The 21,369-nt window shown below is 71.7% G+C and carries 24 protein-coding genes, 1 tRNA gene and 1 pseudogene; 13 read left to right on the top strand and 13 right to left on the bottom strand.

From position 1 onward, the window contains the following. The first annotated feature begins 73 nt into the window (after nt 1-73). Together JMJ56_RS12945 and rlmN are read left to right on the top strand one after the other, a co-directional pair. Nucleotides 74-568: an invasion associated locus B family protein gene (locus tag JMJ56_RS12945; protein WP_202832179.1), complete on the top strand. Its 495-nt coding sequence runs from the start codon at nt 74-76 to the stop codon at nt 566-568. Beyond that, nucleotides 565-1,728: a 23S rRNA (adenine(2503)-C(2))-methyltransferase RlmN gene (gene rlmN, locus JMJ56_RS12940; protein ID WP_202832178.1), complete on the top strand. Its 1,164-nt coding sequence runs from the start codon at nt 565-567 to the stop codon at nt 1,726-1,728. Before JMJ56_RS12945 ends, rlmN begins: the two co-directional genes overlap by 4 nt. On the opposite strand, the gene JMJ56_RS12935 is transcribed toward rlmN, so the two are convergent. Genes JMJ56_RS12935 through JMJ56_RS12925 form a run of 3 tightly spaced genes read right to left on the bottom strand, consistent with a single transcriptional unit; the run spans nt 1,725 to nt 3,591 of the window. Then, nucleotides 1,725-2,162: a GNAT family N-acetyltransferase gene (locus JMJ56_RS12935; protein WP_202832177.1), complete on the bottom strand. Its 438-nt coding sequence runs from the start codon at nt 2,160-2,162 to the stop codon at nt 1,725-1,727. The genes rlmN and JMJ56_RS12935 overlap by 4 nt on opposite strands. Next, nucleotides 2,159-3,130, bottom strand: a complete 972-nt coding sequence (locus JMJ56_RS12930; RefSeq protein WP_202832176.1) for a Bug family tripartite tricarboxylate transporter substrate binding protein — start codon at nt 3,128-3,130, stop codon at nt 2,159-2,161. The genes JMJ56_RS12935 and JMJ56_RS12930 overlap by 4 nt, the downstream gene beginning before the upstream one ends. Then, nucleotides 3,127-3,591 (bottom strand): MaoC family dehydratase, encoded by a 465-nt coding sequence (locus JMJ56_RS12925; RefSeq protein WP_202832175.1) that lies wholly within the window; start codon nt 3,589-3,591, stop codon nt 3,127-3,129. Before JMJ56_RS12925 ends, JMJ56_RS12930 begins: the two co-directional genes overlap by 4 nt. A gap of 99 nt (nt 3,592-3,690) precedes the next feature. Here JMJ56_RS12925 and JMJ56_RS12920 point away from each other — a divergent pair, with 99 nt between their 5' ends. From JMJ56_RS12920 to JMJ56_RS12910, 3 genes are all read left to right on the top strand, one after another. Next, nucleotides 3,691-4,851, top strand: coding sequence for an MFS transporter (locus tag JMJ56_RS12920; RefSeq protein WP_202832174.1), 1,161 nt, complete (start codon nt 3,691-3,693; stop codon nt 4,849-4,851). Nucleotides 4,852-4,865: 14 nt separating this feature from the next. Beyond that, nucleotides 4,866-5,312, top strand: coding sequence for a MaoC family dehydratase (locus JMJ56_RS12915; RefSeq protein WP_202832173.1), 447 nt, complete (start codon nt 4,866-4,868; stop codon nt 5,310-5,312). A gap of 86 nt (nt 5,313-5,398) precedes the next feature. After that, nucleotides 5,399-6,409, top strand: coding sequence for an alpha/beta hydrolase (locus JMJ56_RS12910; protein WP_202832172.1), 1,011 nt, complete (start codon nt 5,399-5,401; stop codon nt 6,407-6,409). Between the two features lie 17 nt (nt 6,410-6,426). On the opposite strand, the gene JMJ56_RS12905 is transcribed toward JMJ56_RS12910, so the two are convergent. From JMJ56_RS12905 to JMJ56_RS12900, 3 genes and pseudogenes are all read right to left on the bottom strand, one after another. Then, nucleotides 6,427-6,882: a hypothetical protein gene (locus JMJ56_RS12905; RefSeq protein ID WP_328702370.1), complete on the bottom strand. Its 456-nt coding sequence runs from the start codon at nt 6,880-6,882 to the stop codon at nt 6,427-6,429. Next, nucleotides 6,881-7,078 (bottom strand): annotated as a pseudogene (locus JMJ56_RS36200) (glutathione S-transferase N-terminal domain-containing protein); the annotation flags it as partial. The gene JMJ56_RS12905 and the pseudogene JMJ56_RS36200, both read right to left, overlap by 2 nt. A 9-nt stretch (nt 7,079-7,087) precedes the next feature. Continuing rightward, nucleotides 7,088-8,278, bottom strand: a complete 1,191-nt coding sequence (locus JMJ56_RS12900) for a 3-hydroxybenzoate 6-monooxygenase (RefSeq protein WP_202832171.1) — start codon at nt 8,276-8,278, stop codon at nt 7,088-7,090. A gap of 174 nt (nt 8,279-8,452) precedes the next feature. Here JMJ56_RS12900 and JMJ56_RS12895 point away from each other — a divergent pair, with 174 nt between their 5' ends. Then, nucleotides 8,453-9,424 carry a tripartite tricarboxylate transporter substrate binding protein gene (locus JMJ56_RS12895; protein WP_202832170.1) on the top strand — a complete coding sequence of 324 codons (972 nt, stop codon included), beginning with the start codon at nt 8,453-8,455 and terminating at the stop codon, nt 9,422-9,424. 39 nt (nt 9,425-9,463) lie between these two features. On the opposite strand, the gene JMJ56_RS12890 is transcribed toward JMJ56_RS12895, so the two are convergent. Next, entirely contained in the window at nt 9,464-10,474 is a 1,011-nt protein-coding gene (locus JMJ56_RS12890) for an ABC transporter substrate-binding protein (protein WP_202832169.1), read from the bottom strand. A gap of 76 nt (nt 10,475-10,550) precedes the next feature. Here JMJ56_RS12890 and JMJ56_RS12885 point away from each other — a divergent pair, with 76 nt between their 5' ends. The 6 genes from JMJ56_RS12885 to JMJ56_RS12860 all read left to right on the top strand — a co-directional run bounded on the left by JMJ56_RS12885 (nt 10,551) and on the right by JMJ56_RS12860 (nt 15,801). After that, a complete protein-coding gene (locus tag JMJ56_RS12885) occupies nt 10,551-11,207 on the top strand; it encodes a TetR/AcrR family transcriptional regulator (protein ID WP_202832168.1) in 657 nt (218 codons plus the stop codon). Between the two features lie 82 nt (nt 11,208-11,289). After that, the gene (locus tag JMJ56_RS12880; RefSeq protein WP_236037706.1) at nt 11,290-12,099 is read left to right on the top strand and encodes an ABC transporter permease; all 810 of its coding nucleotides are present in this window, start codon (nt 11,290-11,292) and stop codon (nt 12,097-12,099) included. Then, on the top strand, nt 12,096-13,139 hold the full coding sequence (locus JMJ56_RS12875) for an NAD-dependent epimerase/dehydratase family protein (RefSeq protein WP_202832166.1): 1,044 nt from the start codon (nt 12,096-12,098) through the stop codon (nt 13,137-13,139). The genes JMJ56_RS12880 and JMJ56_RS12875 overlap by 4 nt, the downstream gene beginning before the upstream one ends. Then, the gene (locus JMJ56_RS12870; RefSeq protein WP_202832165.1) at nt 13,129-13,965 is read left to right on the top strand and encodes a GNAT family N-acetyltransferase; all 837 of its coding nucleotides are present in this window, start codon (nt 13,129-13,131) and stop codon (nt 13,963-13,965) included. Before JMJ56_RS12875 ends, JMJ56_RS12870 begins: the two co-directional genes overlap by 11 nt. Nucleotides 13,966-13,984: 19 nt before the next feature. Beyond that, nucleotides 13,985-15,037, top strand: a complete 1,053-nt coding sequence (locus tag JMJ56_RS12865; RefSeq protein WP_202832164.1) for a dihydrodipicolinate synthase family protein — start codon at nt 13,985-13,987, stop codon at nt 15,035-15,037. Further along, a complete protein-coding gene (locus tag JMJ56_RS12860) occupies nt 15,034-15,801 on the top strand; it encodes an ABC transporter ATP-binding protein (protein WP_202832163.1) in 768 nt (255 codons plus the stop codon). The genes JMJ56_RS12865 and JMJ56_RS12860 overlap by 4 nt, the downstream gene beginning before the upstream one ends. A 66-nt stretch (nt 15,802-15,867) precedes the next feature. Here the strand turns inward: JMJ56_RS12860 and JMJ56_RS12855 are convergent, their stop codons facing one another. After that, nucleotides 15,868-16,308: a hypothetical protein gene (locus JMJ56_RS12855; protein ID WP_202832162.1), complete on the bottom strand. Its 441-nt coding sequence runs from the start codon at nt 16,306-16,308 to the stop codon at nt 15,868-15,870. Nucleotides 16,309-16,428: 120 nt separating this feature from the next. After that, the gene (locus JMJ56_RS12850) at nt 16,429-17,406 is read right to left on the bottom strand and encodes a tripartite tricarboxylate transporter substrate-binding protein (protein WP_202832161.1); all 978 of its coding nucleotides are present in this window, start codon (nt 17,404-17,406) and stop codon (nt 16,429-16,431) included. Nucleotides 17,407-17,788: 382 nt separating this feature from the next. Between JMJ56_RS12850 and JMJ56_RS12845 the strand changes: the two genes are divergently transcribed. Next, nucleotides 17,789-18,763: a Bug family tripartite tricarboxylate transporter substrate binding protein gene (locus tag JMJ56_RS12845; protein ID WP_202832160.1), complete on the top strand. Its 975-nt coding sequence runs from the start codon at nt 17,789-17,791 to the stop codon at nt 18,761-18,763. Between the two features lie 155 nt (nt 18,764-18,918). Here the strand turns inward: JMJ56_RS12845 and JMJ56_RS12840 are convergent. The 4 genes from JMJ56_RS12840 to JMJ56_RS12825 form a co-directional block, all read right to left on the bottom strand. Next, a tRNA-Thr gene (locus JMJ56_RS12840) sits at nt 18,919-18,993 on the bottom strand. 34 nt (nt 18,994-19,027) lie between these two features. Continuing rightward, nucleotides 19,028-19,360 carry an FKBP-type peptidyl-prolyl cis-trans isomerase gene (locus JMJ56_RS12835; RefSeq protein ID WP_202832159.1) on the bottom strand — a complete coding sequence of 111 codons (333 nt, stop codon included), beginning with the start codon at nt 19,358-19,360 and terminating at the stop codon, nt 19,028-19,030. Nucleotides 19,361-19,407: 47 nt separating this feature from the next. After that, nucleotides 19,408-20,376: a Bug family tripartite tricarboxylate transporter substrate binding protein gene (locus JMJ56_RS12830; RefSeq protein WP_202832158.1), complete on the bottom strand. Its 969-nt coding sequence runs from the start codon at nt 20,374-20,376 to the stop codon at nt 19,408-19,410. 5 nt (nt 20,377-20,381) lie between these two features. Further along, nucleotides 20,382-21,353, bottom strand: a complete 972-nt coding sequence (locus JMJ56_RS12825) for a Bug family tripartite tricarboxylate transporter substrate binding protein (protein ID WP_202832157.1) — start codon at nt 21,351-21,353, stop codon at nt 20,382-20,384. Nucleotides 21,354-21,369: the final 16 nt, after the last annotated feature.

Here is a 21,369-nt window from a genome sequence, read left to right as displayed (position 1 = left end):
CCGACCTCCGCCGACCCGGCGCCGCCTCCCCCGCGGCCGTGCCGGTCCGGCCCTGACAGGTGCTCCCAGCGGCATGCGTGCGCTTCTCCGCCTTCTCCTCGCCCTCGCCATCGCCCCGGCGGTCCCACTGGCGGCCCATGCGCAGCAGGCCCGGCCGCAGAAGCTCGGCGACTACCAGTCCTGGATCGCTGCGGCCTATTCGGAGGGCGGGCAGAAGGTTTGCTACGCCTTCACCCGCACCACCCGGCAGGGGGTGCTGCTGACAGTGACCCATCGGCCGGGGCGGCGGGATACGGTGACGGTCTCGGCCGGCTACGCCTATCCGCGCAATGCCGAAGCGACGGCGGTGATCGGCGGCACGGACCTGCCCTTCTACACCGCCGGCTCCACCGCCGCGGCGCGGGACGGCAGCGCCGTGGTCCGGGCGATGCGCAACGGGCGGGAGCTGCTGCTGCGCGGCCCGGGGGCGAATGGGCGGGGCACCACCTCCGACACCTTCCCCCTCGCCGGCTTCACCGCCGCCTATGAGGCGATCTCCAAGGAATGTCCGTCGGGAGGCCGTGGATGAGCGATCTCACCAGCACCGAGCGCGAGCGCATCCTCGCCAAGTCCGCGCTCTTCAACCCGCCGGAAGCGACGCTGCCGGACGGACGGCGGGAACTGGTCGGCCTCTCGCGCGAGGAGCTGGTGGCGGAGCTGGCGGCGCTCGGCGAGAAGCCGTTCCGGGCGAAGCAGCTTTGGCACTGGATCTACCACCAGGGCGTCACCGATTTCGCCGCGATGACCAGCATCGCCGGGCCGATGCGGGCGAAGCTCGCCGAGCGCTTCACCGTCGGCCGGCCCGAGGCGGCGACGGTGCAGACCAGTTCAGACGAGACGCGCAAGTGGCTGTTCCGCTGGCGCGACGGGCAGGAGGTGGAGACGGTCTACATTCCCGACCGCCATGCCGACCGCGGCGCCGTCTGCATCAGCACGCAGGTGGGATGCACCCTCTCCTGCCGCTTCTGCCATACGGGGACGCAGAAGCTGGTCCGCAATCTCGGCGCCGCCGAGATCGTCGGCCAGTTCATGGCGGCGCGGGACAGCTACGGCGAATGGCCGAGTCCGAAGGACGATCAGCCACGCTTGCTGTCCACCATCGTCGTCATGGGCATGGGGGAGCCGCTCTACAATTACGAGAACACGGCGAAGGCGTTGCGCATCATCATGGATGGCGAGGGCATCGGCCTGTCGCGCCGGCGCATCACGCTGAGCACCAGCGGCGTCGTGCCGATGATGGACCGCTGCGGGCAGGAGCTCGGCGTCAACCTCGCCGTTTCGCTGCATGCGGTGACGGATGAGCTGCGCGACGAGATCGTGCCGCTGAACCGGAAGTATCCGATCAAGGAATTGCTCGATGCCTGCCGGCGCTACCCGGGCGCGAGCAATGCACGACGCATCACCTTCGAATACGTCATGCTGCGCGGGGTGAACGACAGCGAGGCCGAGGCGCGGGAACTGGTGCGGCTGCTCCAGGGCATCCCGGCCAAGATCAACCTGATCCCGTTCAATCCCTGGCCGGGCAGCCCCTACCAGACCAGCACCTACGAGCAGACGGCGAGTTTCGCCGCCATCCTCAACGATGCCGGCTATTCCAGCCCGATCCGCCGGCCGCGCGGGCGGGACATCCTGGCGGCCTGCGGACAGTTGAAGACGGAGAGCGAGCGGGTACGGCGCGCCGTCGCCTAGACCTGTTTGCGGAACAGCACCGCGCCGCCGACGCGCGCATAGCCCCGCGCCGCGTAGAAGGCGTGCGCCGCCTCGCGCTGCGCGCCGGAATGCAGCGAGACGGAGTTCTGGCCCTGCGCCCGCGCCCAGGCCTCGGCGGCGCGCAGGAGTCGTCCGCCGAGGCCGGAGCCGCGCAGACCCGCCTCCACCACCAGCGCCTGCACCACCACCTCGGGCGGCTTCTCGAGCGCCGGGCGCAGGAAGAGGTGCATCAGGCCGAGCACCGCCCCCTCCCGCACCGCGACCAGCACCGCATGGCCGGGCGCAGCGAGGACGGCGGTGAGGCGGCGGGCTGTCTCCTCCGCCGCCATCGGGTAGCCGAGCTGGGCCAGCAGGCCGGGGAGCGCCGGCAGGTCGGCCTCCTCCACCGGCCGGATGGCGATGCCGCCGCTCACTCCGCCGTCGCGCCGCTATCCGCCACCACCTTGGTCCAGAGGCCGATCTCCGACTGGATGTAGGCGGCATAGTCGGCCGCGCTGCCGCCGGTCGGCTTGGCGCCCTGGGCGGCGAGCCGGGCGCGGACATCCGCATCGGCGAGCGTCACGGCCATCGCCGCGTTCAGCCGGGCGACGGCGGCCGGTGGCGTCCGCGCCGGGGCGAGGATGCCCTGCCAGGCGCCGAGGTCGAAGCCGGGCGGCGTCAGCCCCGCCTCGGTCATCGTCGGCACCTCGGGCAGCAGGGGCGAGCGCTCGGCGGAGGAGACGGCGATGGCGCGCACCCGCCCCTCCTGGATCATCGGCAGCGCCGTCACCACCGTGTCGGAGGTGAATTGCACGTTGCCCGCCGCCGTGTCGGTCAGCGCTGCGGCGGTGCCGCGATAGGGGACGTGGACCGCCTCGCCGCCGATATGGTTCAGCACCAGGAAGGTGACGAGGTGCGAGATGTTGCCGACGCCGCCCGAGGAATAGCTGAGTTTCCCCGGATTGGCGCGCAGCCAGGAGACGAACTCGGCAGGCGTGCGCGGCGGCGCGGCCGGATTCACCACCAGTGCCAGCGGCGAGGCGGCGGTCAGCGAAACCGGCGCGAGATCCTTTAGCAGGTCGTAGCTGAGGCGCCGGTAGAGCGCCCGGCTGATGACGATGGAGGAGGTGTTGTAGAGCAGCGTGTAGCCATCCGGCTCCGCCTTCGCCACGACCTCCGCGGCGATGTTGCCGTTGGCGCCGCCGCGGTTCTCGACGATGATCGCCTGGCCCAGCTCGCGCGCCATGCGCTCGGCGAGGATTCGGGCGACGACATCGGTCGGGCCGCCGGGCGGGAAGGCGACGACGAGCCGCACCGGCCGGTCGGGGAAGCCAGGCTGGGCCAGGGCTGGGGTGGCGAGGCCGGCGGCGCCGAGTGCCAGCAGGTGGCGGCGGTGGATCATGCGGTCTCGTCTCCCCGGATCAGTCGCGTCGCATCGTAGTCCATCACCGGCTCGTCGCGCTGGTTCAGCACGCGGATGGCGCTGCGGACCACGGCGCGGCCGCCCTGGCTGGTGGGGCGGATCTCGGTGACCTCAATCTCGGCATGGATCGTGTCACCGACGCGCACCGGCGCCAGCGGCCGGATATGGGTCTCAAGCAGGGCGAGGCCGGTGCCATGGGCCATGCCGGTCAGCACCAGCCCCTCGATCAGCGCATGGGTCAGCGCGCCCGGCACCGGGCGGGCCCCCAGCGCCCCGGCATGGGTCGCATCGACGAAGAGCGGCTCCTGCATGCCGGTGAGCGCCACGAAGCCCATCAGGTCGTGCTCGGTGACGGTGCGGCCGAAGGTGCGGAAGCGCTGCCCCAGCCGCAATTGCTGCCAGGTGAAGCCCATGCCGAGCGGTGCCGTGCGATCCGTCATGGTCCCTCCCCTGCCGCAAGGCTCGGCGCCCGTTGCGCCGCTGTCAACGGAGGCGCCGCCGCTTGACGCGGCGCGGCAAGCGGCTCCCTATCGCCGCGCATGCCGCCCGCCATCCCCATCGCCCTGCTGGCGCTTGCCGGCTTCACCACCGGCTCCGGCATGCGGATGCTGGACCCGCTGCTGCCCGCCATCGCCCGCGCCTTCGAGGTCAATGTCTCGCAGGCAAGTGCGGTGGTGGCGGGCTTCGTCCTGCCCTACGGGCTGGTGCAGCTCGTGGCCGGGCCGCTCGGCGACCGGCTGGGCAAGGTGCGGATCGCCTGCCTGGCGGTGCTGCTCTTCGGCCTCGGCCTGGTGGCGAGCGGCTTCGCCACAGCCCTGCCCGGTCTGATCGCGCTCCGCGCCTGGAGCGGGTTCTTCGCCGGCGCCGTCATCCCGTTGCTGATGGCGCATATCGCCGACGCGGTGCCCTATGCGGAGCGGCAGGTGGCGATCAGCCGCTTCCTCACCGGCATGGTGATGGCGCAGCTCATCGCCGGCCCGGCCTGCGGCATGGTGGCGGAGGCGGCGGGCTGGCGGCTGCCTTTCCTGCTGCTGGGCGGGATGGCGCTGGCGGTGGGCGGGCTGCTCGCCTGGCGGCTCGGGCCCGCGCTCTGGCGGCGGCCGGAGGAGAACGGCGGCGGGCGCGGCATGCGGGCCTATCTGGAGCTGCTCGGCAAGCCCTCCGGTCGGTGGCTGGCCGGCCTCGCCTTCTTCGATGGGTTCCTGCTGTTCGGCGGGGCCTTTCCCTTCATCGGCTCCTTCCTGATCGAGCAATTCGGACGCAATGCGGCGGAGGCGGGGCTGATCGTCGCCGGCTTCGGCCTCGGCGCCTTCGCCTATACGCGTATGGCACGGCCCCTGCTGGCGCGCTTCGGCGAGCGGGGGCTGCTGACGCTGGGCGGGGTGGCGGTAGCCATCGCGCTCGGCCTGCTGGCGCTCACCGATCGCTGGGAGGCGGTGGCGGGGCTGCAGGTGGTGCTCGGCCTCGCCTTCTACATGTTCCATGGCGTGCTGCAGACGCGGGCGACGGAGGCGCTGCCGGAGGCGCGCGGCACGGCGGTCGGCGCCTTCGCCCTGGCGCTCTTCCTCGGGCAGAGCGCCGGCTCGCTGGCCTTCGGGCTGGGGATGGCGGTGATCGGCTACCGCGGCGCCTTCGCCGTGGCCGGCGGCGGGGCGCTGGCGCTGGCCTTCGCCGCGAGGGCAAACTCCGTCCGCAGGTGAAGGGGGCCAGGGCGATGGAGGAACGGTATCTCGAGGATTTTGCGCCGGGGCAGATCTTCCGCTCCGACCGCCTGACGGTGACGCCGGAGGCGATCATCGCCTATGCGCGCGAGTATGACCCGCAGCCCTTCCACCTCGACGACGCGGCGGCCCGCGGCACGCTGTTCGGCGGGCTGGCGGCGAGCGGCTGGCATACTGCCTCGCTCACCATGAAGCTGCTGGTCGGCAGCGAATTCCGCCCCGTGGGCGGCATCATCGGCGGCGGGATGGAGGAGCTGGCCTGGCCGCGGCCGGTACGGCCGGGGGATGAGCTGCGTCTGGAGATCGAGGTGCTGGAGGTGCGGCTGAGCCAGTCGAAGCCGCGCCAGGGCGTGCTTCGCGCGCGCTGCACCACGCTCAACCAGCGGGACGAGGTGGTACAGGTGATCGTGCCAAAGCTGGTTGTGCCGCGCCGCGGCTGACAACGAGCCATTTGTGTTGATTTGGCGGCAGGTCCCATGGTTCCATCACGAACATGGGATATCACATAGTTTTGTGGCTAGCCCTGATGCTGGCCCTTGCTGCCCCCGCCGCCGCCGAGCCGATCTCCGTGTTGGACGTGGAGGCGGTGCCGCATCTTGGCGCCGAGGGCCATGCCGACTACGCGCGCTTCCTCCGGCAATCGACGCCGCGCGCCTTTGCCCTCAGCCCAAGCGGGGCCTGGGGCTGGGCGGCGGCGCAGCCCGACCTCGCCACCACCGAGGCGAGGGCCCTCGCCCTCTGCGCCCAGTGGGTCGGCGAGGGCGGGCGGGACGAGGGCTGCCGCATCTATGCGCGCGACCTCGCCGTGGTCTGGCCGGGGCGCGAAGGGGCACCGCCGCCGGCCCCGGCCCGGCCGATGCAGGGCGGACCGGGCTGGGCGATGGTGCCGGACGGGCGCTTCCTCTGGCAGGGGCCGCGGGTGGCGCGCGGGGCCTATGTCTGGGCGCATGGAAGGGCCGCCGGCGGGCAGGACAGCCGCGGCAGCCAGCCGCAGCCGCATGTCCGGCTGTTCAACAATGCCGGCTGGGACGTGCTGCGCTTCGACCGCGACCCGCTGCTGGACGAGACCGAGAGCGCCGCTGGCTGGCTGCGCGGCGCGCTGCGGGCGCTGCGGGCACAGGGCTACCAGCGGATCATCGTCGGCGGGCAGTCGCGCGGGGCCTGGAATGCCTTGCAGGCGCTGGACGAGCCGGGGCTGGTCGATGGCGTGGTGGCCATCGCCCCGGCAGCGCATGGGCCGCGCGGCAGCCCGGCATGGGGCTGGGCGGTGGCGGAGCTGCGCGAGGTGCTGGAGCGCGCCCGCAACCGCGACGCCCGCGTCGCCGTCGCCACCTTCGAGGGCGACGAATTCGACCCGGATCCGGCGGCGCGGGCCCGGCTGTTCCACGCGCTGACGCGGCGGGTGAAGGCGCTGCTCTTCCTCGACCGGCCGGCGGGCCTGGCCGGGCATGGCGGCGGGTCGGAACCGGCCTTCACCCAGCGCTACGCGCCCTGCCTGCTCGACTTCATCGAAGGCCGCCCGGGCCAATGCGGGTAGGGAATTGCGGGTAACGCCTATTCGGCATCCGCCTGCCGGTCCGGCGCGGCCTCGGCGAAGGCCGGAAGCGCCTGGCAGGCCGCCTCGACCGCGAGCAGCCGGCCGAGCGAGGCGAGGTTGACGCCGAAGCGGCGGGCGTTGAAGAGCTGCGGCACCAGGCAAAGCTCGGCGAGGCCGGGCGCCGGGCCGAAGAGGAAGGGCCCCTCCCCCGCCGGCGCCAGCGCCTGGCAGGCGGCGAGGCCCTCGGCGATGACCTCGCGCGCCCAGCCGGTCACCGCCTCCTCCGGTAGGCCGAGGCCGCGCAGGCGGTCGAGCACCTTCAGGTTCTGCACTGGATGGATGTCGCAGGCGATGGCCTGGGCGAAGGCGCGGATGCGGGCGCGCTGCGCCGCGTCGCCCGGTAGCAGCGGCGGGGCGGGTTTCCTCCAGCCATTCGCAGATGGCGAGCGACTGGGTGAGCACCGTCGCGCCATCGCCCAGCTCCAGCGCGGGCAGCAGGCTCTGCGGGTTCAGCCGCAGAAAGGCCGGCGCGCGTTGCTCGCCGCGCCGCAGGTGGTGGAAGGCATGCCCGACGGCGAGGCCCTTCAGGTTCAGCGCGATGCGCACGCGCCAGGCGGCGGTGGAGCGGTAGTAGCCGTGCAGGCGGCTGGGCGTCGGGGGCTGGTCCATGCGTCCTCCTCAGGCGGCGTCCGGCCCGGGGCCGCCATAGAGCCAGGCCATCACCTCGTACCACTCCTCCGAGCTCCTGGCCGACATGATGGCGTTGCGCAGCAGCGCATGCGGCCCGGCGGGATGGTAGACATGCTCGCCGATCGCGCGCGACTGCAACTGGACGCGGGCGGTGCGCAGCAGGCGGCGCTGGCGATAGGCCTCGAGCGCCGCCTCGATGCGGCCGGGATGCGCCTCCACCATCCGCGCCAGGCAGACGGCATCCTCCATCGCCATGCAGGCGCCCTGGGCCATGTACTGCATCATCGGATGCGCGGCGTCGCCGAGCAGGGCAACGCGGCCATCGACCCAGCGCTCCACCGGCTCGCGGTCGCAGAGCACCCAGAGTTTCCAGTCGGTGCCGTGGCGGATGATGCTCTGCGCCAGCGGGTGGATGTGCTCGAAGCCGTGCATCACCTCCTCGAAGGCGGCGGGCTTGCCGGCGACGGGCTCCGGCGCGTCGTTGTGGTAGGTGACGACGAGGTTGAAGAGCTTCCAGCCCTGCAAGGGGTAGTGGACGATGTGGCATCTCGGCCCGGCCCAGAGCGTCGCCGCGTTCCAGCGCAGCTCTTCCGGCATCCGTTCGGTCGGGATGACGGAGCGGTAGGTGGTGTGGCCGGAGACGCGGGGCGGGCCGTCGCCGACCAGCTGGCGCCGGATGCTGGACCACAGCCCGTCCGCGCCGATCAACGCCGCGCCGGCGACGCGGCTGCCATCGGCCAGCAGCGCGGTGACGCTGCCGCCCTCCTGCTCGTAGCCCCGCACGGCGCTCGCGGTGCGCAGCGCGACATGCGGGCTCCCGCGGCAGGCCTCGAGAAAGACGCCATGCAGGTCGCCGCGATGGATCACCGCATAGGGGTTGCCGAAGCGGCGGCGGAAGCCCTCGCCGAGATCGATATGGGTGATCTCCCGGCCATCCACCGCATCCATCAGCCTGAGCCGGTCGATATGGACGGCCATGGCGCGCGCGGTGTCGCCGATGCCGAGCTCGTCGAAGGCATGGAAGGCGTTGGGGCCGAGCTGGATGCCGGCGCCGATCTCGCCGAGCTCCGGCGCCTTCTCCAGCACCAGGCTGGCGATGCCGCGGCGGGCGAGGCCGAGCGCGGTGGCGAGGCCGCCGATTCCGCCGCCGGCGATCAGGATGGGCAGGGTGCCGGGCACGGCGCGTCAGGCCCCGACACGCGGGCGTGGCATGATGGCGGAGTTCCTCCTGGCCGCGGAGCTTATGGACCGCCGGCATGCCGCGCAACGGCGGAGGCCGCGCCGTGACCGGGGCTTGTTCGGACGGCTCCGTGCGGCTTCCATGCCCCCATCGGGTGGACGGGGGAGGATGTGATGCGCCATGGATGGTGGAACCGGGTGGGCCGCCGCTGCCTCGGCTTGCTGGCCCCGCTGCTGGCGCTCGGCGCCGGCGCCATGGCCGAGGAAGCTTATCCCGCACGCCCCATCCAGCTCATCGTGCCCTACCCGCCGGGCGGCAACACGGACCTGATGGCCCGCGCCCTGCAGCAATCGCTGTCGCGCGCGCTCGGCCAGAGCATCGTGGTGGTCAACCGCGGCGGCGCCTCCGGCACGATCGGCGATGCCGAGATTGCCCGGGCCCGGCCGGACGGCTACACGATCGGCCTCTCGCCCAACACCCCGCTGACGGCGCAGACGCATCTCGTCCCGCTCAGCTACTCGCTCGACAGCTTCCGCTTCCTCTGCCTCGTCTACGACAACCCGCAGGTCCTCGTCCTGGGCCGCGACGCGCCGTTCCACGACATCGCCGGCATGGTCGCCTTCGGCCGCACCAGGCCCGAGGCCCTGGTCTACGGCTCGCCCGGCCAGGGCAGCACCCAGCACATCCTCATCGCGCGCCTCCTGCGCCTTGCCGGGGTGGACGCCCTGCACGCGCCCTTCACCGGCGCCGGGCCTATGGCCCAGGCGGCGCTCGGCGGCCAGATCATGGCCTTCGTCGAAAGCCCGTCGATCCCCGTTTCCACCGGCCTGCCGGTCGGCGGGACCTTCAGCCGGGAGCGCCTCCCCGCCCTGCCGGAGGTCCCCACCGTGACCGAGACCGGCTACCCGATCATCGGCAGCTCCGCCGGCGGGCTCGTCGCCCCGGCCGGCCTGCCGGACGCCATCGCCGCCGTCCTCCAACGCGGCTGCGCCGAGGCGGTGGCGAGCGAGGGCTTCCGCACCGCCGCAGGCCGCCTCAACGCCGTGCCCAGCTATGCCGAGGGGGCCGAGTTCCGGGCGCGCTTCGCCGCGGAAAGCGACAGCAACCGCCAGGTCCTGCGGGACCTCGGGATGGCGCGCGACTGACCGGCGGCTTTCGCTCCCGCGACAGCAAGGGGCCAAGGGCTAGGCAGCGGGCATCCGGATGGCCGTATCGAGGAAGCGGTTGGTGAAGGCCGCCTCCGGCTGCATCGCCGGGACATTCTCGAAGTAGGTCCGCAGCAGCTCGTAATCTGCGGCCACCCGCTCCGGCTTGAACGCGCCGAGGGCGACGGTTTCCGTCGTCGGGTCGCGCATCAGCTCGAGGATACGGCGCCATTGGTCGCGCTGGTTGGCCTCGTCGAGCCCCGAGACGGCGGCCAGCAGGGCGCGCAGCGCTGGGCCGACATCCTGCACGGCGGCGGCGAAGGCGCGCTGCGAGACGCGGACGAAATCCTCCACCAGCTTCGGCTTCGCCCGCAGCACCTCCTCGTTCGCAAGGATGGAATTGCCGTAGGTGTTCAGGCCGATCTCGCGCCAGGCGAGGAAGCCGAGGTCATCGCCGAACAGGCGCAGCTTGAGGTCGTGCTCGTTGTAAAAGTCGCTGGTGATGTCGATGCTGCGGCTGCGCAGCGCCTGCATCTTGGCCTGCGGGCTGACATTGACGAAGCGGACGCTGGCCGGGTCGATGCCGACGGTCTTGGCGAAGGCCGGCCACATGACGCGGGAGGCATCGCCCGGAGGGTTGCCGATGGAGCGGCCGGCGAAGTCGCGCGGCCCGCCGATGCCGCTGCTCTTCAGCCAGTAGAAGCCCTGCGGCGAGTTGGCATAGACCACCATGACGGCGACGAGCTTCGAGCCCCGGCTGCGCGCCAGCATCGCGGTCGCCATGTCGGCGATGCCGAGTTGCGCGCCGCCGGCGGCCACCCGCTGCGCGGCGGCGCCGGAGCCACGGCCGGTCTCGATCGTCAGGTCGATGCCGGCCTGCTCGTACCAGCCCTGGGCCTTGGCGTAGTAATAGGGCGCGTGGTCGGCGGTCGGCGTCCAGTTCAGCACGAGGTTCACCGGCTCGGCGGCCCGGGCGCGGCCGAGGATCGCGGCGGCGGCGAGGCCACCCAGGACGGCGCGGCGGCTTGCCGCGGCTTCGGCTTTTGCCATTGGCTCAAACCCCTTTCTTGCGTCAGCTCCGGGCGGCGATGCTATCCAACCAATCGGTTGGTTGATAGAGTGAATCATGTCCCGAGCGAGCCTGCCCGCTGCCCCCGAGCGCCCCCGCGGCCAGCGCGACCCGGAAGCGACACAGCGCGCCCTGCTCGCCGCCGCCACGGCGGAGTTCGCCGAGAAGGGCCTGGCCGGCGCCCGCGTCGACGAGATCGCCCGCCGCGCCGGGGTGAACAAGCAGCTCGTCTACCACCATTTCGGCAACAAGGAGGCGCTGTACCGGGCCTCGCTGGAGCAGGTCTATGCCGGCATCCGGGCAGCCGAGCGTGCGCTGCACCTGGCCAACCTGCCGCCCGAGGCGGCGCTGGAGCGGCTGGTCGGCTTCTCCTTCGACTACCTGCTGGAGCACCCCGAATTCGTCGCCCTGCTGAACGACGAGAACCGCCTGGGCGCGCCGCATCTCCGCGAAGCCGACGGGCTGCAGGCCATGCACTCGCCCCTGGTCGACCTGCTGCGGGAGACGCTGCGGCGGGGCGGGGAGGCCGGCATCTTCCGTGCCGATCTCGACCCGGTGCAGGTCTATATCTCCATCGCCGCCCTCTCCTACTTCTACTTCTCGAACAACAGCAGCCTCTCCGCCATCTTCGGGCGGGAGCTGGGCGCGGCGCGGGCGGTGTCGGCACGCCGGCGGCACGTCATCGACTTCACCCTGCGCGCCCTTCGCCCGTGAACTCAATTCAGTCAACTGGTTGGTTGACAAAACATGGCCGGGCCGCCTAGCCTTCCCGCCTCGCCAGGGGATGAGGTCGGGCATGGAGGCCGCAGCGCAGCAGCAGGACCCGGCGCCGAGCGACCCCGCCCTGCGCGCCACGCTGCTGCACGCGCTGGCGACCGTCGCCGTGCATGCGGCGCTGGTCCTCGCCTGGCAGTTCGGCGTCCGCGCCTCGGGGCTCCCGCCGGTGATCCTGCCAGCGCCGAGCGACATCCTCGCCACGCTCGGCGGCGCGAACTATGCGTGGATCGCGAATACCTGGGTCACGGCGCTCGAGATTCTCGGCGGCTATGCGCTCTCGGTCGTCGTCGGCGTCGCGCTGGCGCTCGCCTTCTCCTGGTCGCGGCTGCTGACGCTCGCCGTCTTCCCGCTGCTGGTCACGCTGAACATGATCCCGAAGGTGGCGCTCGGGCCGCTGGTCATCACCTGGTTCAGCTACGGCCTCGGCACCAACATGCTGATCGTCTTCTCGCTCTGCGTCTTCCCCGTGCTGCTGACCACGCTGCGCGGGCTGCGCGAGGTGGAGCCGGACCTGCTCGACCTTGTCCGCTCGCTGCGCGGCTCGCGCTGGGCGATGTTCCGCACCATCCAGCTGCCGGGCTCGCTGCCCTACATCTTCTCCGGCATGAAGGTTGCCGCCATCCTCGCCGTCGCCGGCGCGGTGGTGGGCGAGTTCATCGCCTCCGACCGGGGCCTCGCCTACCTGATGATCCAGGTGCAGGCCTCGCTCGACACCCCGGCCATGTTCATGGCCGTGCTGCTGATCACCCTGCTCGGCATCGTTCTCTACGGCGCGGTGCTGCTGCTGGAGCGGATCGCCCTCCCCCGCGATGCGAGGACAAGCGGATGACCGACTGGCTCGACGCCGCCACCCTGCCCACCGGCTTCGCCGATGCCGAGGCGCTCGATGACTTCCTCGCCCGGCCCAGCCGCGCCCTCGCCGCCGACCTCGCCGCGGTCGAGGGCGACATCATGGTGCTCGGCGTCGGCGGCAAGATGGGGCCGAGCCTCGCGCGCCTCGCCCGCAACGCCGCGCCCGGCAAGCGAGTCATCGGCGTCGCCCGCTTCAGCGAGCCCGGCCTGCGCGAGGCGCTCGGCCGCCACGGCGTCGAGACCATCGCCTGCGACCTGATGGACCGCGAGGCGGTGGGGCGGCTGCCGCGCGTGGCCAACATCGTCTTCATGGCCGGGCGGAAATTCGGCGCCGAGGGCGACCAGCCGCTGACCTGGGCGATGAACGTCCATGCGCCGAGCCTGGTGGCGGAAGCCTTCCGCGAGTCCCGGATCGTCACCTTCTCGACCGGCTGCGTCTATCCCTTCGTCCCGGTGGCGAGCGGCGGCTCCACCGAGGACAGCCCGCTGACCCCGCCGGGCGAATACGCCAATTCCTGCATCGGGCGGGAGCGGCTGGTGAGCCACTTCTCCGCCCGCCACCGCACGCCGGGCCGGATCTTCCGGCTGAACTACGCGATCGACCTGCGCTACGGCGTGCTCTTCGACATCGCCCGCGCGGTGCGGGACGGCGCGACGATCGACGTCACCATGGGACATGTGAACGTCATCTGGCAGGGCGATGCCAACAGCCAGGCGCTGCGCTGCCTCCGCCATGCCACCGTCCCCGTCTCCCCGCTGAACGTGACGGGGCCGGAGACCATCTCCGTGCGCTGGCTGGCCAAGGCCTTCGGGGAACGCCTCGGCAAGCCGCCCGTGCTGCAGGGCGAGGAGGCGCCAACCGCCTGGCTGAACAACGCCGGCCAGGCCGCGGCGCTGTTCGGCTACCCGGTGGTGCCGCTCGGGCGGATGATGGACTGGGTGGCGGATTGGGTGGCGCGGGACCAGCCGAGCTTCGGCAAGCCGACGCATTTCGAGGTGCGGGACGGTGCCTACTAGCGCCGCCTTTCACCGGCTGGAGGAGGCGGACCTGCCGGGCGCGCTCGCGCTCTCGGCGGAAGCGGGCTGGAACCAGGTGGCGGAGGATTGGCGCCTCTTCCTCCGCCATGGCGCGGTGCATGGGCTGCGCGGCGCGGATGGCGGCTGGCAGGCGACGGGGGCGGTGCTGCCCTACGGGTCCTTCGGCTGGATCAGCATGGTGCTGGTGACGGAGGCGGCGCGCGGCCGCGGCCTCGGCACCGCCGTGCTGCGGGAGGCGATGGCGGCGTTGGAGGCGGCGGGGCAGGTGGCCTTCCTCGATGCGACGCCGGCGGGCGAGCGCATCTACCGCCCGCTTGGCTTCCGCCCGGTCTTTCCGCTGATGCGCTGGCGCGGCGAGGGGCAGGGCGGCACGGACCTGCCCGGTGGGCTGCGCCTGGTGGAGCCGGCCGACCTGCCGGCCCTCGTGGCCCTGGATGCGGCGGCCTTCGGCGTGGCGCGGCCCGACATCCTCGCCGACCTCTGGCGCCGGACGCCGGAGGCGGCACTGATGCTGGCGGATGGCTCCGGCTTCATCCTCGCCCGGCCCGGCCGCCAGGCGCTGCAGCTTGGCCCGATGGTGGCGGCGAACGAGGCCGCGGCGGCCGGGCTGCTGGGGGCCGCGCTCGGCCGGGCGCGGGGTCCGGTGCTGCTCGACCTGCCGCGGCGCTGGTTCTGCCTCGCCACGCTGCTGGCGAAGGCGGGCTTCCGCGAGGAGCGGCCCTATCTGCGGATGGCGCTGGGGCGGGAGACCGGCTTCGGCGACGACGCCCGGCTCTTCCTCATTGCCGGGCCGGAATTGGGATAACGACAGGGAGTTGGGCTCGATGCACCGTTCCGCCATTCCAGGGGCCGTCCGCGACCTGCTCGCCCAGGGCACGGTCATCCCCGCCCATCCGCTGGCGCTCGATGCCGACCGGCGCTTCGACCGCCGCCGGCAACGGGCGCTGACCCGCTACTACGTCGATGCCGGCTCGGGCGGCCTCGCGGTCGGCGTCCACACCACGCAGTTCGAGATCCGCGAGGCCGGGCTCTACGAGCCGGTGCTGGCGGCGGCGATGGAGGATGCGCGCGGCTGGACCGACCGGCCGCTGGTGATGATCGCCGGGCTCTGCGGCGGCACGGACCAGGCGGTGCGGGAGGCGCGGCTGGCCGTCTCGCTCGGCTACCATGCAGGGCTGCTCAGCCTCGCCGCCCTGCGCGGTGCGACGCCGGAGGCGGTGCTCGCCCATTGCCGCCGCGTCGCCGAGGAGATCCCGCTGGTCGGCTTCTACCTCCAGCCCGCGGTCGGCGGCCTGCCGCTGGACGCGGAATTCTGGACCGGCTTCTGCGGCATCGACAATGTCGTCGCCATCAAGGCCGCGCCCTTCAACCGCTACCGCACGCTGGACGTGGTGCGCGGCCTGGTCGCCGCCGGGGCCGAGGAGCGCATCACCCTCTACACGGGCAATGACGACCATATCGTGCTCGACCTGCTGACGCCCTTCGTGGCGATGCGGGAGGGCCAGCCGGTGACGGTGCGCTTCCGCGGCGGGCTGCTCGGCCACTGGTCGGTCTGGACGCAGAAAGCGGTGCAGCTGTTGGCGCGGCTGCAGGCGGCGGGGGGCGCGGCGGTTCCGGCCGAGTTGCTCGCCCTCGATGCCCGCGTCACCGACTGCAATGCCGCCTTCTTCGACGTGGCGCACGACTTCCACGGCTGCATCGCCGGCTGCCACGAGGTGCTGCGCCGCCAGGGCCTGCTGGAAGGCATCTGGTGCCTCAACCCTGCGGAGGGGCTGAGCCCCGGCCAGGCGGCGCTGATCGACCGCGTCTGCCGCGAGCATGCCGACCTCGCTGACGACGCCTTCGTCGCCGCCAACCGGGAACGCTGGCTCGCATGAGCGCCGAGCCGCTGATCCGTCTGCGCGATGTCAGCAAGACCTATCGCCGCGGCGGCCGGGCCTTCACCGCCGTCTCCAACGTCACCATGGAGGTGGCCGAGGGCGACATGGTGGCGCTGGTCGGGCCCTCCGGCTGCGGCAAGACCACCGTGCTGAAGATCCTGGCCGGGCTGCACGACGCGGATGGCGGCGAGGTGCGGATCGGCGGCGCGGCCGGAGCCTTCACCCCCGGCCGCGATGTCGGCATGGTGTTCCAGCAGGCGCTGCTGCTGAAATGGCGCACCGTCCTGCGCAACGTCATGCTGCCGGCCGAGATCCTTGGCCTGCCACGCCGGGCGGCGGAGGTGCGGGCGCGCGAGCTGCTCGCCCTGGTCGGCCTCCGGGGTTTCGAGGACCGCTACCCCTACGAGCTTTCGGGCGGCATGCAGCAGCGGGCCGCCATCGCCCGCGCCCTGGTCCATGATCCGAAGCTGATCCTGATGGACGAGCCCTTCGGGGCGCTGGACGCGCTGACGCGGGAGAAGATGAATCTCGAGATGCGCCGCATCTGGCAGGAGAGCGGCAAGACCATCCTCTTCGTCACCCATTCCATCCAGGAGGCGGTGTTCCTCGGCGAGCGCTGCGCCGTGCTCACGGCCGGGCCGGCGCGGATGTCGGACTATTTTGCCATCGACCTGCCGCCGGAGCGCGGCCTCGACATCAAGACGAGCGAGGCCTTCGGCCAGTATGTCCGGCGCATCTACGGCCTTCTCGGCCTCCACTAGGCTTGGGCGCATGGATGGACCAACGGGACAGGCACGCGTGCCGGGCGCCGCTGTCGCGCCCGGCTGTCAGGCGCCGCTGCAGCGATGCGATGCATCCGGCCGTGTCCAGGACTGGAGGGTGCGGAGGTTTGTCACGGTGTAGACCCGGCCGCGGCTGTCGCCAGGAGGGCAGTTCGATGGCAGGGCGACGAGGCACATCAGGACGCGATCGCCGCGCCGGCTGTCCTCGATGCCGGGCACGGTATCGTAGCCGACCTGGTAGCCGCCATTGGCAAAGCGCACAGCCGAACCGCTGCCGGGAACCGGCCGGTTGTCTCCACCGACCAGCCGGGTGTCGACCGCTTCCACCCTCGTCTCGACGCATGCCCCGACGCGCTGCGGCAGTCTGGGAGGTGCGCCCGGCGAGCCCGGCTGGGCGAAGGCCGGAGAGGCCAGGAAGAGGATGCACAGGCAGATCGGCACAGCATGCATGGCGAGGAGGCTAGCAGCCCCGGCTGCCAGGTCCACCGGACGGCGCCCTCTTGAGCGGCGGCCCTCGAATACGGCACCGCGCACGACCGCGCGCTCCGCCATCGTCTGCAACCAGCCGCCGCAACTCGTGCTTTTGCACCGAGCGTTTGAGGGGGGCTAATCCACCCTGAAGCCGCTTTTCTCCACCACCGGGCGCCAGCGCTCGATATCCTCCGCCAGCACCTTTCCCAGTTCGTTGGGCGTGGAGACCTCAGGCTCCAGCCCGATCGCCAGCAGCTGGGACTTCACCTCCGGCTCCATCGTCGCTCCCGACAACTCGGCATTCAGCGCTGCGATGAGGGGCGCCGGCGTGCCGGCTGGCGCGTAGAAGGCATAGAAGCCGAAGCTCGCCTGATCCGGGTGCCCGAGATCGGCGATGGTCGGGACCTCTGGCGTGGTGATGCCGCGCCGGGGCCCCGAGGTGATGACGATCCGAAGCTTTCCGTCCTTGTGATGCGTCAGGAAGTCGGACACGCCGCCGCAACCCGCTGCGATATGCCCGGCCGCGAGATCCGAGATCAGCGGTGCCGCGCCCCGGTATCCCACGGGTTCCAGCTCGATGCCGAAGGCACCGCCGAGTTGCAGGCCGAAGAAGTGGGTGGAGGAGCCGAGCGCGGTGCTGCCGAAGCTGCCGCGGCGCCTATCGGCCTTCAGCCAGGCGACGTAGTCGGGAAAATTCTTCACCGGAAGTCCCGGCGCCAGGACGAAGCAGGTCTGAACCGTGCCGGTCATGGTCACCGGCGCGAAATCCGTGCGGGGATCCCAGGGCAGCTTTCGGAAGGTCAGGACGGGCTGGACGGTGGAGGCGCTGGGCGCGAAGAGCAACGTGGTGCCGTCCGGCGTCGCGTGCTTCAACGCCTCGCAGGCCAGCGTCCCGCTTGCGCCCGCTCGGTTCTCGATGACGACATTCTTCAGGTTGCCGCGCTTGCGCAGCGTCTCTGCAATGATGCGGCCCATCACATCGGTCCCGCCGCCGGGCGGGAACCCCACAAGGATGCGGACCAAGCCTTGCGGCAAGGCTGCCTTCGCGTCTGGCGAAAGGATGAGTGTCGCGGCGCCCGCGGCACGCAACAAGGCCCGGCGTGGCAGATGCATGTGGTCCTCCCCGATCGTTATCTTGCCTGGCCTGTCCTTGCCGGACGGCTCGCTTCCTGGACGGGGAGAGGCTGCTGCGCCGCGCGCGGCGCTGTCAACGCGGATCGTCAGGGCGGCGGGAAGCTGGCGACAGGAGGCCATCCGGAGGTATCGGGCCCGTCCGCCGGCGCCGCATAGCTGACCGGTCGGCACCTGGCGCGGCTGCCCGTCAAGGTCCCGCGCGTTCGGATACGCGGGCCCCATGCTGCCGTGGCGTCGCCCGACGCCGGCTTTCGTTCCATACCGCCAGTTGGCGTGGCTGCCTGCAGGCCGATCGTCGCGCTACCGCAGCCTTCCAGGCCGGTGCTAGCCTGACGCCAAGGAATAACGGGAGGAACATCCATTGCTGCATCGCCGCGCGCTGCTTGGGGCGCCCATGCTCGCCGCCTTGCCCGTCATGGGCCAGGCCCAGGAAAGTTGGCCGAACCGGCCGGTGCGCGTCATCGTTGGCTTCCCGCCAGGCGGCTCGCTCGACGTCATGACGCGGCTGGCCGCCGAGCAGATGACGCAGCGCCTTGGCCAGCCCTTCGTGGTGGAAACGCGCACAGGCGCCTCCGGCAACATCGGCGCGGAAGCGCTCGCCCGCGCTGCGCCGGACGGTTACACCATCGGCACCGTCAGCATGCACAACCTGCTGATCAATCCGCATCTTTTCAGAACCCTGCCCTATGATCCGGAGCGGGACTTCGCCTGGATCAGCGCGATGTGGGACCTGCCCAATGTCGCGGTCGTTGCGGCGCAGCACGTCCCGGCACAGACGCTGCAGGAATTCGCCGCCTGGGCGAAGGCACGGCCCGGCAAGATCAGCTTCGGCTCCTCCGGCGTCGGCACCACCATCCATCTGTCCGGCGCCTACCTGGCTGGCCGGGCCGGATTCGAGGCTCAACATGTAAGCTTCCGCGGCGGCGCCCAGACCATCCCCGCGCTCCTCTCGGGTGACATCCAGTACGCGGTGGACAACCTTGCCTCCTATGTGGGCGTGATCCAGGAAGGCCGGATGCGGGCCCTCGCCGTGGCGCTGCCGCAGCGCTGGCCAACACTGCCGCAAGTGCCGACCATGACGGAGGCCGGCATCCCTGGTTTCGAGGTGTCGCCCTGGCATTTGTGGGCAGCGCCGCGCGGTACTCCGCGGGCGGTCGTCGACCGCATTTCGGTCGAAGTGCGTGCCGCCTGGACTGACCCGGCACTGCAACAGCGCGCACTGACGATGGGCGCGCGGCTGACCGGCTCCACGCCCGAGGGGCTGGCGGAGCGGCTGGCACGCGAGAAGCCGATCTGGGCGGAGATGGTGAAGGTCAGCGGCGCGCAACCGGAGTAGGCCCGGCAGCGGCTCCCGCGCATCTCAGCGTGGGTAGTGCCTTTTGGTCACGACGCGGTGGGAACCTGCCCAGCCGGCCCTGTCCGCGACACCAACGGACTGCCAATGCTCGGCATCCGCAGCCATGCAGGCCAGCATCGACCTTTCAAGTTTGCTGGTGCCGGGTGAGGGATTTGAACCCCCGACCTTCTGATTACAAATCAGCTGCACTACCCCTGTGCTAACCCGGCCACCGCCGCTGTTTACCAGACGGCGGCGCGGTGGTCAGCCCACCCCGAGCAGTTCCACGTCGAAGACCAGGGTCGCGTTCGGCGGGATGACGCCGCCGGCACCGCGGGCGCCGTAGCCCAGTTCCGGCGGGATGGTGAGGGTCCGCTGGCCGCCGACCTTCATGCCCTCGACGCCCTGGTCCCAGCCGGCGATGACGTGGCCAGCGCCGAGCTCAAAGCGGAAGGGCTCGCCCCGGTCGCGCGAGCTGTCGAATTTCCGGCCCTTGTTCTCCGGCTGGGAGGCGTCGAAGAGCCAGCCGGTGTAGTGCACCTCGACGGTGTGGCCGGCCGTGGCGGTGGCGCCGGTGCCGAGCTTCTGGTCGGTCATGCGATGATCCTTGCTGTCGGGGGCGGATCATGCACCGCCCGCCCTGGCTAATCCACCCTGGCCCCGGAGGCGCGGACCAAGGGCGCCAGCCGCTCCTTCTGCGCCGTGCGATAGGTGGCGATCTCCTCGATGCCGGTCCACCAGGGGCTGGCGCCCAGCTCCTGATAGGCGCGGATCACGGCCGGGCTCTCCAGCGCCTGCTTGGTGAGCGTCGACATGCGCTGCACCACGGCGGGCGGCAGGCCGGCCGGGCCGCAGACGCAGGTCCAGGAGACGACGTCGAAGCCAGGGAGGTATTCGCTGATCGCAGGGATCTCCGGCGCCACCGCGCTGCGGTTCAGCGAGGTGACGGCAAGCGGCCGCACCTGGCCCTGGCGGGAGAGGGAGAGCGTGCCCGGGATGTTGTCGAACATCATCGAGATGCGGCCGGCGACGAGGTCGAGCTGCGCCGGCGCGCTGCCGCGGTAGGGAACGTGCACCATCTCGACGCCGGCAAGCTGCTTGAACATCTCGCCCGCCAGGTGGAGCGTGGTCCCCGAGCCCGCCGAGCCGAAGCTGTACTCGCCAGGCGCCGCCTTCAACAGGGCGATCAGCTCCGGCACGCTCCGCGCCGCGACGCCGAGATGCACCGCCAGCAGGTTCGGCAGCTGCCAAAGGCCGGCGACCAGGGTGAAGTCCCGCTCAGGGTCGAAGGGCAGGCTGCGGTAGAGCGTCGGCGCGATGGCGTGCGAGGCGACGCCGCCGAGGCCGATCGTGTAGCCGTCCGGCGCCGACTTGGCGATCGCATCGGCGCCGACATTGCCGCCGGAGCCGCTGCGGTTCTCGACGACGAATTGCTGACCGGTGAGCTCCGACATCCGGGCGCAGTAGAGGCGCGAGAGCGTGTCGGTCGGCCCGCCCGGCGGGTAGGGATTGATGTAGCGAACGGTGCGGTTCGGCCAGTCGCCGGACTGGGCGAGGGCCGGCGCCGCGAGGGCGGGGAGCAGGCCGAGGATGGCACGGCGGGACAGGGTCATGGCGCTCAATCCACCCGGGCGCCGGCGGCGCGGATGACGGGGGCGAAGGCAGCCTCGTTGGCGGCGCGGAAGGCGGCCAGCTCCTCGGGCCCGGCGATCCAGGGCATCGCGCCGTTCTCCTCGAAGCGGGCGGCGAGGTCGCGGCTCTCCAGCGCCTGGCGGGTCAGCGCGGCCATGCGCAGCACCATCGACGTGGGCAGCCCGGCGGGGGCGACGGCGGAGCCCCAGGAAGTGATCTCGAAGCCGGGGAGGAATTCCGCCATGGCGGGGATGTCGGGCGCCTGCGGGCTGCGCTTCGCGCCGGTGACGGCAAGCGCCCTCACCTTCCCCTCCTTCGCCTCCTGCAGGGCCTGGGGGATGTTGTCGAAGATCATGTGGACGCGCCCGGCGATCAGGTCGATATGCGCCGGCGCTCCGCCGCGATAGGGGACGTGGATCAGCTCCAGCCCGGCCTGCGCCGCAAACATCGCGCCCGAGAGATGCACCGTCGTGCCGGAGCCGGAGGAAGCGTAGGTGTATCTGCCCGGGTTGGCCTTCACCAGGGCGATCAGCTCCGGCACCGTGCGCGCCGGCACCTCCGGGTTGACGACGAGCAGGTTCGGCAACTGCCAGAGCCCGCCGATATAGGTGAAGTCCCTGGTCGGGTCGAAGGGCAGTCGCCGGTAGAGGGTCGGGCCGATCGCCAGCGGCGCGACGCTGCCGAGGCCGATGGTACGACCATCCGGCGCACTGCGGGCGATGGCCTCGGTGCCTATATTGCCGGCCGAGCCGCTGCGGTTCTCGACGATGAACTGCTCGCCGGTGATCTCCGACATCTTCTGGCACCAGAGGCGGGAGAGGATGTCGGTACCCCCGCCTGGCGGGAAGATGCCGATGAAGCGGATCGGCCCTGGCGGCCATTGCTGTTGCCCGAGAGCGGGCGCGGCGAGTGCCGCCGCTGCCAACCCCAACCCCGCACGCCGCGTGATCCGCGCCATACCCGGCCCTCCCCAA

This window comes from Belnapia arida (assembly GCF_016773205.1).
Taxonomy (GTDB): Bacteria; Pseudomonadota; Alphaproteobacteria; order Acetobacterales; family Acetobacteraceae; genus Belnapia; species Belnapia arida.
Note: the sequence above shows the minus strand (reverse complement) of the source record. Positions and strands in the feature narration are given on the sequence as shown.

Bases quoted from the DNA above. Each gene is read 5' to 3' on its own strand.
- JMJ56_RS12945 (WP_202832179.1), top strand. From the start codon at position 74: ATGCGTGCGCTTCTCCGCCTTCTCCTCGCCCTCGCCATCGCCCCGGCG.
- JMJ56_RS12920 (WP_202832174.1), top strand. From the start codon at position 3,691: ATGCCGCCCGCCATCCCCATCGCCCTGCTGGCGCTTGCCGGCTTCACC.
- rlmN (WP_202832178.1), top strand. From the start codon at position 565: ATGAGCGATCTCACCAGCACCGAGCGCGAGCGCATCCTCGCCAAGTCC.
- JMJ56_RS12835 (WP_202832159.1), bottom strand. From the start codon at position 19,360: ATGACCGACCAGAAGCTCGGCACCGGCGCCACCGCCACGGCCGGCCAC.
- JMJ56_RS12930 (WP_202832176.1), bottom strand. From the start codon at position 3,130: ATGATCCACCGCCGCCACCTGCTGGCACTCGGCGCCGCCGGCCTCGCC.
- JMJ56_RS12925 (WP_202832175.1), bottom strand. From the start codon at position 3,591: ATGACGGATCGCACGGCACCGCTCGGCATGGGCTTCACCTGGCAGCAA.
- JMJ56_RS12875 (WP_202832166.1), top strand. From the start codon at position 12,096: ATGACCGACTGGCTCGACGCCGCCACCCTGCCCACCGGCTTCGCCGAT.
- JMJ56_RS12860 (WP_202832163.1), top strand. From the start codon at position 15,034: ATGAGCGCCGAGCCGCTGATCCGTCTGCGCGATGTCAGCAAGACCTAT.
- JMJ56_RS12905 (WP_328702370.1), bottom strand. From the start codon at position 6,882: ATGGCGCGACGGTGCTCACCCAGTCGCTCGCCATCTGCGAATGGCTGG.
- JMJ56_RS12880 (WP_236037706.1), top strand. From the start codon at position 11,290: ATGGAGGCCGCAGCGCAGCAGCAGGACCCGGCGCCGAGCGACCCCGCC.
- JMJ56_RS12915 (WP_202832173.1), top strand. From the start codon at position 4,866: ATGGAGGAACGGTATCTCGAGGATTTTGCGCCGGGGCAGATCTTCCGC.
- JMJ56_RS12865 (WP_202832164.1), top strand. From the start codon at position 13,985: ATGCACCGTTCCGCCATTCCAGGGGCCGTCCGCGACCTGCTCGCCCAG.
- JMJ56_RS12830 (WP_202832158.1), bottom strand. From the start codon at position 20,376: ATGACCCTGTCCCGCCGTGCCATCCTCGGCCTGCTCCCCGCCCTCGCG.
- JMJ56_RS12885 (WP_202832168.1), top strand. From the start codon at position 10,551: ATGTCCCGAGCGAGCCTGCCCGCTGCCCCCGAGCGCCCCCGCGGCCAG.
- JMJ56_RS12890 (WP_202832169.1), bottom strand. From the start codon at position 10,474: ATGGCAAAAGCCGAAGCCGCGGCAAGCCGCCGCGCCGTCCTGGGTGGC.
- JMJ56_RS12910 (WP_202832172.1), top strand. From the start codon at position 5,399: ATGCTGGCCCTTGCTGCCCCCGCCGCCGCCGAGCCGATCTCCGTGTTG.
- JMJ56_RS12895 (WP_202832170.1), top strand. From the start codon at position 8,453: ATGCGCCATGGATGGTGGAACCGGGTGGGCCGCCGCTGCCTCGGCTTG.
- JMJ56_RS12825 (WP_202832157.1), bottom strand. From the start codon at position 21,353: ATGGCGCGGATCACGCGGCGTGCGGGGTTGGGGTTGGCAGCGGCGGCA.
- JMJ56_RS12850 (WP_202832161.1), bottom strand. From the start codon at position 17,406: ATGCATCTGCCACGCCGGGCCTTGTTGCGTGCCGCGGGCGCCGCGACA.